The following is a 9,908-nucleotide window of genomic DNA, read 5'->3' on the forward strand; positions in this document are numbered from 1 at the left end:
AATAGAGTTTGTTTTGTGTGAATTGTGAATTGAAAAAGTTGTGAATTCAATAGTTTTAATTATAATACTAAAAGGCACAAATTATTTTCACGTATATGTTAATTTTAGAACTGGTATATCTATATTTATATAGTGTTAACTTTTAAAATTAAATAGCATTAGACTTTATTAGACAACGTAAAGAGTGGACTTACATTGTCTTTTTATTTTCTATAAGTACATTAGCACAAATATGATATAAAAGTTACAATAAAGTATATAATTTACATTTGATTTGATATAATAGTTATAAAATTTATACTGTATTTATAGTATAACAAACACAAGAAAAATTTTTAGAGGTTAAATGAAGTCTATTTTATTATTAATATTAATTATAATAAATACAGTAAAGTAATGGGAAGGCATAAAAATGGATAAAGTGAATATTTGCGAAAAATTGAGTTTATTTAATGAATATTGGAATCCTAAAATCTTAGGAGAGGTCAATGAATCTTATGTGAAAGTTGCTAAATTTAAAGGAGAATTCCTATGGCATATTCATGAAAATGAAGATGAAATGTTTTATGTATTAAAAGGACAACTTATTATTAAATTTAGGGATAAAGATATTACTTTAAACCAAGGAGAGTTTCTCATTATTCCAAAAGGAACTGAACATATGCCTGTGGCTGAAGAGGAAGTACATGTAATGCTAATTGAAGCAAAAACAACATTGAATACTGGAAATGTAATAAATGAAAGAACTGTAGAAAAGCTTGAAGAGGTTTAGTAGAGAAATTTATTAACTATCTAAGATTAATACAGATTAGTTGATAATTCAGATGACAATAACATTGAAATAACTAGTAACTATAAAGAGTTTTAGAATGAAATAGTACTAGTTATTTTTATGAAAGATCAAAGACTTATGAATTCAGCAGAAAAACTTAAATCATTAAAAGTAATTGTTATTTTAGGAAGGAAAATATGAAGTTTAAAGTAAGAGAAAAAATATTACACGGAAATAATAAATTATATATTTATGTGCCTTTGAAAATACCAAAGCAGCTTACAGCTGTAGATCCAATAGTTTGGGACAAGGCGATACTTGGCAATTCAACTGCCTATGAGTTTCTTAAAAAAATGTTTGTTTTTGCTTCAAGTTTAGAGGCTCAACAACTTATATATATCCCAACAAACTCTACAAAATTAAATGAGTATAGAGATATATGGGAATATGGAATATTCGATATGGATATTGTACTTATAAATTATCATGGAGTTCAGCTTAAAGCTAAAGAAATATTTAAAGCTATTAAAGAAGCAAATATAGTTTCTGAAAAACTTAAAGATATAGCTATTGAAGAAACACAGATTCAGTATCCTAATCACTGGTTAACTGACAGAAAATTAACTACAAAGCGATTTAAGAATCTTTTAATAGTTTCAACTAATAGAGATGTATTTTTAAAATTTGCTTGTGATATCGAGTATATGACAGGGATGGAGGATGACGAAGAATATAACTTTGATTGCCACATTCATGAAGATTTAATTGGCACTTCAGAAGATAATGGATTTAATTTTTTATATTATCATGAAAAAGAAAATATGTGACATTAGCTAAAACGTGTTGCTACTCAAGAACAATAGCTACACGTATGTATAAGAAAAAATATATCTATATATAGTGTAACTGTTAGTAAAAAATTATAAATTTATTTAACTAGAAAGAAGGTAATTGTATTGATATTGTTTAAAGAGATTACGAGAGAAAACTTCTGGGAATGCATTGAACTTAATGTTGCAGAAAATCAGAAAAGCTTTGTGACATCTAATGCAGTTTCAATTGCTCAAGCAAAAGTGCAACCAGAATGTGTACCACTTGCAGTATATGATGATGATACCATGGTAGGATTTATAATGTATTGCATTGATGAAGATGATGGTGAATATTGGATTTATAGAATAATGATTGATAAAAACTATCAATCAAATAGATACGGCAAAAAAACTTTAGAGAAGCTTTTAGAGATTATAAAGGAAGATAAGTCACATAATAAGATTTTTCTTGGGGTCCATAAAGAAAGTATTCAAGCTGTAAATTTATATAAGAGTGTAGGTTTTGATTTCAATGGACAAGTATTTGATGGTGAACACATTATGAGATTAGACTATTAATTAACAGGGAGGAACATATGAAAGTACAACTTTAAAAAAAGTATAATTGGACAATTAGAAAATCCATCTAAATTTCAAATAAAAAAATTGACTTTAGAAGGGACAGAATTGGAAAAAGAATTAGCATATTGCTTATCAAAATTTATTGAAGGGACATTAGATCCAGATCTTGCAGGTAAAAAACCAGACAAATTTATTACAAATCTTAAGAATGGCATTTTTGGAGATTTCTCAAAAAGATATATTATAGCTGAATATGATAATGATGAAGTTATTGGGATTCTAATAGGATTTCCACAAGAAGACCAAATAATGCACATTTATTCACTACATGTTTCATCAAGATATCGCAATAGAGGGGTAGCATATGAGTTATTATCCACATGTATAAATGATATGTGGATGAAAAGTATAAAAGATATCATTTTAGATGTTCATGTTGATAATAAACCTGCGTATAACTTATATAAAAAGTTTGGGTTTGTGGAATTTTCGAAAAATTGTGATAAAATTTAAAGTAAAGCTATATAGCTTTATAAATCTAAAATATGAAATAGTATGATTGGAGTGACTTTTATGAAATATCCATGCTTAAAGCCATTTATAAATTCATAGCAGAGACTGCTATGAAGATGGTATAAAAATTACTTATAAGTAGTCTTTGCTCATAACTTTATATTAATAAGGAGGGCGAGAGCGAGAGATGGCTTATATTAGTGCACAAACCGTGTTACCGGAAGAAGTAATAAAATTAATACAAGAATACGTAGATGGAGAATGTCTATATATTCCAAGAAAAAATGGAAATGAAAAATCTTGGGGCGAAAAGAATGGCATAAAAAGTAGTTTTAAGAAAAGAAATAATGAAATATTTTATAAATATATAAATGGAAGTACTGTTGTTGAACTATCAGAAGAATATTATCTTTCAGAAAAAACTATAAGAGGGATAATAAGTAAGGAAAAACGTTAATACTTATTATAAAAAAGTCTTATTTCAATTAGTATTGATAATAAGACTTTTTTATATATTAAAGTGTTAGATATACTTAGTAAAATTATCTGCAAAATAGTAAATGTTGTATGCTTGAATTCTATTATGAACCGTTTATAAGATTTTAATATAAAAATGTGGATGTTAGAATGAACCTATAAACAATAATAGAAATTGAGTGAGGGGATAAAGATGAAGTTGGAATTTAGGGTACCTATAAAAAGTGACATTGAAGATATTTTGACATGGAAATATGATGGAATATATTCATTTTATGATAACAGCATTCAGAAGGAAAAGATAGAGTGGATAGAGAGTTTTATTGATTCAGATGATAATTTTTCAATTTATAATGAGCAGAATGAACTTGTAGGGAATTGTTCATTTTATTATATTGAAGAATTCTTCTGTTTAGGCGTACAAATGAGACCAGAACTTACTGGAAAAGGCTTTGGTACAGAATTTGTAAGGGCCATAATTAACTTTGGAAAGAAAAAATATAATTTAAGTTACATTGATTTAACAGTAGCAAAATTTAATAAAAGAGCAATTAAGGTATATGAGAAATTAGGGTTTAAGATTATTGAAGAAATTGTTAATACTATAAGAGGTGCTGACTATGATTTTCTAGTTATGAGATTGATATTTGATATATAACTTATACATGATTTTAATTTTTATAATAAAAAAAGAAAAGAAGATCTCCTTTGGTTTATTTGACATAAAATACTTTATTTGGTAATATAAAACTAAAATATAATTAAGAATGAATATCAATGTCAATGTAATACCAAGGGAGGTATAGTAAAGTGCAACAAAAATTAAGTGGGGTTCCTGAAACATTGCTTATTCCACTTTGGGCTAGAGCAATTGAAACTAAAAATTCAAATCCAATAATAAAAGATTATAAAGCAATAGAAATGATGGAAAATATTGATTATGATTTCTCAAAATTTGATAATGCTTGGATGTCTCAAACTGGAGTTGCTGTACGAACTGAAATTCTTGATAATGCTACTAAATCTTTTATTGATAAAAATCCTAATGCTATAATTATAAATATTGGTTGTGGATTAGATACTCGCTTTTTAAGATTAGATAATAATAGAATTGTATGGTATGAATTAGATCTACCTGAACCAATTAGAATAAAAAAACAATTTTTTGAGGAAACGGAAAGATACAGAATGATAGCTAAATCTGTCTTTGATTATTCATGGATTAATGAAATAAAAGTATCTAATGAACCAATCTTGATTATAATTGAAGGACTATTAATGTATTTTACAGACCAGGAAGTGAAAAATTTAATAAATAGATTAGTGTCATCATTTCCAAATGCAGAAATGCTTTTTGAAACAATGACACCTAGTATAGTGAAGAGAAGTAATAAACATGACACTGTAAATAAGGTTGGGGTTAGTTTTAAATGGGGAATAAACAGTGGAAAAGAAATGTTAAAATTCAACGAAAGAATTGATTTTATTGAGGAGTGGAATTATTTTGACTACCATAAGGATAGATGGCGTTGGTTTGGGCGACTAGCATTAATTCCATCATTTAGAAAGCGTTTCAATAATAAAATTGTTCATTTAAGATTCTCTTAATAAGTATTAATACTTTTAAATTTATGGAATAAGGACAATTAAATATTAGATTAGCTTAATATATTTATATTTAATTAATAACTATAAATGATTTTTATAATACCGTATTATTCAGAAATGAGTTTTACGGTATTTTTGTTTTACAATTAATTTATAATATGAAGATTATAGTTTTACATCAAATTATTATAAAATAAAGTTAATTCCAGATATTATAAAGATTTTAAATTTAAGCGAAAATTAAATGAACCTTTTAGAAGATATATGCGTCTAACTAGTGTAAGGCAAAAAAGTAGCGCTGCAATTTGCAAGGAAAGGTATGAGGTCAATTGAATAAAGATACATTTATAGATAAAGTTCTTGAGACTGAATCTACTTTATATCATGTGTCTAAATCAATTTTGATTCACGATCAAGATTGTGAGGATGCAGTTCAAGGAGCAATTTTAAAAGCTTATAACAAATTAGATACATTAAAGGAAGAACAATATTTTAAAACATGGTTAGTTAGAATACTCATAAATGAATGTTATAGTTTAAAACGTAGTGAATGTCCAACTGTATCTTATGAAGAGTATTTTGAGTTTACAAAAGCTGATGATAGAAAGAATTATAGTCAGTTATATTTGGCTATTCAGAAATTACCAGAGCGCATTCGTATTACAATTGTACTTTATTATGTAGAGGGATACTCAATAGAAGAAATTAAAAAAAATTTAAAAATACCTGCAGGAACTGTAAAAAGTAGATTATCAAGAGGACGAAAGTTATTAAAAATAGAACTAGAAGATATGGAGGTATCGTATGAATAATCATAATTGGGAGAATGCCTTTCCAGATACACCAGAAAGTTTTAAAAATAAGGTGAGGTCTACATTAAATAGCTTACCAGATCAAAAGGAGAATTGTGAAATGGAAAATAAAAAATTATATAAAAAAGCATCATTTAGAAAGAGAACTATGGTTGCGTTAGTTGCTGCTATGGTAGTAGGAACAACTGTATTTGCTGCAGGAAAAATTGTATCTATAAATTCACAAGGAAGTAATATACCAAATTATACTACTATGCCTACAGAAGAAAAAGTGAAAAAAGATTTAGGGTTTAATCCTAAATTAGTTAAGGAATTTGATAATGGATATAGCTTTAAAGGTGGATATATTGCAAATGATAACGGAGAGGATGACCAAGGAAATTCTGTATTAAAAACAAAATCATTGGGTTTTGCTTATAAAAAGGACAATGATGAAGTAACTCTTTATATGGACGATGGAAGATTGGGAGGAGAGCTAGAAAAAGAGAAGATTATCGATAATTATAATGGCATAGATTTATATTATAATTCATCTTATCACAAGTTCGTGCCAGCAGACTATAAAAAGACAGAACAAGATAAGAAGGATGAAGCGTCTGGAAAATATGTATTTGGCTATGGATCTGATAAAGTACGAATTTCTCATAGTCAATATTTAAGTTGGATGCAAGATGGAATTCATTATTCTTTCTTAGCAATGGATTCTGAGATATCACAAGATGAATTGGTTAAAATGGTTCATCAAGTTATTGATGCTAAATAGAAATAAGAGTAGCTAGGTTTTATGTATAAATCGAAAGCCGTAATGAATCTTAATGTCATTACGGCTTTTTTTGTGCGTCTAGCATGGTCATCAACTTGACGGTGAAAATCCGTTGTGGCCTTGATAGGGGAAGTACGATAGGGTTCCACAATGAAAATTTAACTTATGCATGATTTTAATTCCCATGGTAAAATTTTTACAATGAATTAAAAATTAAGAATGAAAAATAAAGAATTATGGTTAAAACTCCACTGCTAAAGCCTTTGGAGTTTTTTAAAAATAAATTTTATTTTAAGAAAATTACCTCTAGTAAATTTTTTCCTGAATTCTTCATTATTAATTGCTAATCCTTAATTTCTAAGGATTTAAGCTATTTTTTAGAAAAATTATTTTCCAGAGTATATTTTAAATTTTCACATTGGATTCCTATAGCCAATGGCAAGGGGAAATAGTAATTATAGTAAAATAGGACGGAGCAAGTATATAAGAAAGAAATATTTGAAAATGAAGAAACCTATAAGTGGAATAATAATTACTACTTTAGTATTTATTATAGCAATTTATTTATAAAAATATATAAATATTAAATATGAAAATGTTAAGTTTAGTTGACAAATCTCCATCTTCACTTGATAGAAAACATTTTTAGTTTTTAGTATACTATATCTACAAGTTAACTTGAAATAAAGGAGAAGATGGTGATCATTATGTCATTAGGTGAAAGATTGTTGTATTTGCGTAAAAAAGCAGGCTTATCACAGGAAGATGTGGCTGAAAAACTAAATGTATCTCGACAAACAGTAAGTAAGTGGGAAACTAATCAAACAGTTCCTGAATTGATTAAAGCAAAATTATTAAGTCAGCTGTACAATGTAAGTTATGATTATCTTATTAGTGAAAGTCATATTGGTGGTGATGTTACTAGTATTGAAATGATAGTTGATGAAATTGATTGGACCAGTGCGTGGAGTAAAAAATACCCTATTTTAGCTTCATATCAAGGTATAGAAGGAATAAATACATATTGTAAGAAGATGTCCGAGTTGTATGACACTTTTAAAAATGAATTCAATTTTAACGATGTGGATACTGTTCTAATTTTAAAAGATATCCTTTACCAAAAATATAAATCGGAAAAAAAGAAAAATAAGTAAAATGAGTATTATTTATGGTAAATTTATTTCACAATCTTATTGCAGTATGAATTAGCAAAAACAAATAGATTAAAGCATCTAGCATCGCATTATTCAGAAATGAATTTGCGATATTTTTTGTGGCTAAATATTTTATACTAACATTAATAAGTAATCTATAGAGTATATTTGGGTACTTTTTTATTAGAATATATTATAAATAAATAGAGATTTAAATTTTCATATTATTTATTTAAAACAATTATAAACATTATACTTAATATATTATTTAATTTATGTAGCGGCGAACAGTGTTCGTCAGAAAATTCAAATCGATTTACATTATCATAACATTAAGAATGATAAATATATCATTATAACAAATTACATCTATATAATTATGATGTTAAGATCTAAAAAGATTAGATGTATGAATGAAAACTGACGAACAATGTCCGTCTCGACCATATATCATCTACTGAAGATATTATAAATCTATATGATAACGTAATTTGATTAAAAGACGACGTGATTATTGAAAGTGAAAATAGAGATGATGATCTTTGAAAATTGAATAATGCGGTGTTTACAAAACATGTTGTAATTAATTTAGAATAGTATTAAAAGGTTAAAGAAGTCTTATCAAGTGAGGTGGTAATAATTAATAGTAAAAAAGTAATTGATTTATCTCCTAAAATTCTAACTGTAGTTTCTATAATTTCTATTGTATTAATCGTATGTAATATAGCAATGGATATTATCTTTGTTAAATCAATTGATTACGGTGATATTATTCCTTTAATTATATTGTATATTTTTTGTAGGTATTTTAGAGAGAATTCATCAAAAAATAGTAATATTAATTAGCAGTACTTATATATATAAAAACGTAGTTAATGTTAAATTAATCTTATATTTAAGTAACTAAAAGCAGAAAATATTTATAGAAATACCGTATTATTCAAAATGAATATGCGGTATTTTTTAATGCGCAATTCAAATATTTTACGATGTTATATTAACTTCAATAAGTGATTTTTATAACATAATATTATTTTGTATAGGGGCGAATAGTGTTCACCTGAAAATTTAAATCGAATCATATTATTTGATATTGGACATACGGTTAATATTTCAATAAATAATATTTCAAAACATTAACTTGGAATCAATATTTAAAAATATATCATTATAACAAATTACATCTATATAATTATAGTATTAAGATCTAAAAAGATTAGGTGTATGAATGAAAACTAGCAAACAATGTTCGTTTTTATCATATATCATCTACTGAAGATTATGATAACGTAATTTGGTTAAATTGCGAACTAATTAATTACATATGGTCTTTGCTACGAAAATAGACTACATTTCTATTTTCATTTACAGCTGTGAAGTAAATCATGAATCGTTGAAAATTGAATAATACGATATTTGAAATATATTATGGTATGTATAATTGGAATACTTTTAAATTCAATTGTAATCTTTTACGTTTTAAAATCTACAAGGTATTAATGCTTATGTGTTTTTTATTGTTTTTATTTCATTTACTTGTCCTTGGTAACAAAGATGCTGTTACTACATCTACTAGTATTGAATACCTAGTTATTTTGACTAATAAAGGAGTGATAATGTTGTATTTGCAATAATTTAATGCTACAATGTTGTAAATACAACAATTTTTATTGGTGAAATAAATTAAGGTAGGTGATTTAATGGGGCAGATACTTAGGGAAATCGGTATGATCGCAAGATGCTTTGAAACAATTAGCAATGTTGAATTTAAAGAATTCGAACTAGCTAAAGGTCAATACTTATACCTTGTAAGAATATGTGAGAATCCAGGTATTATTTCAAATAAGGTATCGGAAATGCTAAAGGTAGACAGGACAACTACCGCACGTGCTATTAATAAGCTTGAAAAATCAGGATTTATTGAAATGAGAAAAGACAATGTAAATAAAAGGATATTAAGGATTTATCCAACTGAAAAAGGCAGGACGACTTATAAATTTTTAAAAGAAGAAGAAGCTTACTCGGATTTTATATCACTTCAAGGGCTTTCCGAAGAAGAAAAAGACATTTTGTCAAAACTTCTTGTTAGAGTGAGAGAAAATATTCAAAGTGATTGGGAAGCTATAAAAAAAGGTGGGACGAGAGAATATTTAAATAAATAATAGCGTTATTGGATTAGTGTGGAGAAAGTATGCAAGGAGGGATGAAATGTGGACAAAGTGGATATTGTTTTATTCAAAGATGAATATTGTAATGATTTAAAAAGGCTATCTTATGAATGGCTTGAAAAATATGTTTCAGTAGAGCCAGAAGATGAAATAATTCTAAATAATCCTAAAGAAGTAATACTAGATAATGGAGGATATATTTTTTTTGCAAAATGTGGAGAAGAAATAGTTGGAACAGTATCTTTAA

At 26.6% G+C, this 9,908-nt stretch carries 11 protein-coding genes and 1 pseudogene; all 12 read left to right on the plus strand.

Annotated features, from left to right (window positions below; all coding sequences use genetic code 11):
• Positions 1–412 precede the first annotated feature (412 nt).
• Positions 413–772, plus strand: a complete 360-nt coding sequence (locus B3603_RS20035) for a cupin domain-containing protein (RefSeq protein WP_291568256.1) — start codon at positions 413–415, stop codon at positions 770–772.
• 197 nt (positions 773–969) lie between these two features.
• Complete coding sequence (locus tag B3603_RS20040) at positions 970–1,599, plus strand: hypothetical protein (protein WP_291568258.1); 630 nt, start codon at positions 970–972, stop codon at positions 1,597–1,599.
• Between the two features lie 129 nt (positions 1,600–1,728).
• Entirely contained in the window at positions 1,729–2,163 is a 435-nt protein-coding gene (locus B3603_RS20045; protein WP_291568260.1) for a GNAT family N-acetyltransferase, read from the plus strand.
• Between the two features lie 108 nt (positions 2,164–2,271).
• Positions 2,272–2,679: a GNAT family N-acetyltransferase gene (locus tag B3603_RS20050; RefSeq protein ID WP_291568262.1), complete on the plus strand. Its 408-nt coding sequence runs from the start codon at positions 2,272–2,274 to the stop codon at positions 2,677–2,679.
• A gap of 187 nt (positions 2,680–2,866) precedes the next feature.
• Positions 2,867–3,136 carry a CD3324 family protein gene (locus B3603_RS20055; RefSeq protein ID WP_291568264.1) on the plus strand — a complete coding sequence of 90 codons (270 nt, stop codon included), beginning with the start codon at positions 2,867–2,869 and terminating at the stop codon, positions 3,134–3,136.
• Positions 3,137–3,349: 213 nt separating this feature from the next.
• A complete protein-coding gene (locus B3603_RS20060; RefSeq protein ID WP_291568266.1) occupies positions 3,350–3,814 on the plus strand; it encodes a GNAT family N-acetyltransferase in 465 nt (154 codons plus the stop codon).
• 152 nt (positions 3,815–3,966) lie between these two features.
• Complete coding sequence (locus B3603_RS20065) at positions 3,967–4,764, plus strand: class I SAM-dependent methyltransferase (RefSeq protein WP_291568268.1); 798 nt, start codon at positions 3,967–3,969, stop codon at positions 4,762–4,764.
• 329 nt (positions 4,765–5,093) lie between these two features.
• Entirely contained in the window at positions 5,094–5,576 is a 483-nt protein-coding gene (locus B3603_RS20070; protein ID WP_291568270.1) for an RNA polymerase sigma factor, read from the plus strand.
• The gene (locus B3603_RS20075) at positions 5,569–6,339 is read left to right on the plus strand and encodes a hypothetical protein (protein ID WP_291568272.1); all 771 of its coding nucleotides are present in this window, start codon (positions 5,569–5,571) and stop codon (positions 6,337–6,339) included. The genes B3603_RS20070 and B3603_RS20075 overlap by 8 nt, the downstream gene beginning before the upstream one ends.
• 707 nt (positions 6,340–7,046) lie before the next feature.
• Positions 7,047–7,493 carry a helix-turn-helix domain-containing protein gene (locus B3603_RS20080; protein WP_291568274.1) on the plus strand — a complete coding sequence of 149 codons (447 nt, stop codon included), beginning with the start codon at positions 7,047–7,049 and terminating at the stop codon, positions 7,491–7,493.
• Positions 7,494–9,193: 1,700 nt separating this feature from the next.
• Positions 9,194–9,655, plus strand: a complete 462-nt coding sequence (locus tag B3603_RS20085) for a MarR family winged helix-turn-helix transcriptional regulator (protein ID WP_291568276.1) — start codon at positions 9,194–9,196, stop codon at positions 9,653–9,655.
• 48 nt (positions 9,656–9,703) lie between these two features.
• Positions 9,704–9,908: pseudogene (locus B3603_RS20090) on the plus strand (GNAT family N-acetyltransferase); the annotation flags it as partial.

Source organism: Clostridium sp. UBA2485 (assembly GCF_002341865.1).
Lineage (GTDB): Bacteria > Bacillota > Clostridia > Clostridiales > Clostridiaceae > Clostridium_J.

Bases quoted from the DNA above. Each gene is read 5' to 3' on its own strand.
- B3603_RS20035 (WP_291568256.1), top strand. From the start codon at position 413: ATGGATAAAGTGAATATTTGCGAAAAATTGAGTTTATTTAATGAATAT.
- B3603_RS20040 (WP_291568258.1), top strand. From the start codon at position 970: ATGAAGTTTAAAGTAAGAGAAAAAATATTACACGGAAATAATAAATTA.
- B3603_RS20055 (WP_291568264.1), top strand. From the start codon at position 2,867: ATGGCTTATATTAGTGCACAAACCGTGTTACCGGAAGAAGTAATAAAA.
- B3603_RS20060 (WP_291568266.1), top strand. From the start codon at position 3,350: ATGAAGTTGGAATTTAGGGTACCTATAAAAAGTGACATTGAAGATATT.
- B3603_RS20075 (WP_291568272.1), top strand. From the start codon at position 5,569: ATGAATAATCATAATTGGGAGAATGCCTTTCCAGATACACCAGAAAGT.
- B3603_RS20080 (WP_291568274.1), top strand. From the start codon at position 7,047: ATGTCATTAGGTGAAAGATTGTTGTATTTGCGTAAAAAAGCAGGCTTA.
- B3603_RS20085 (WP_291568276.1), top strand. From the start codon at position 9,194: ATGGGGCAGATACTTAGGGAAATCGGTATGATCGCAAGATGCTTTGAA.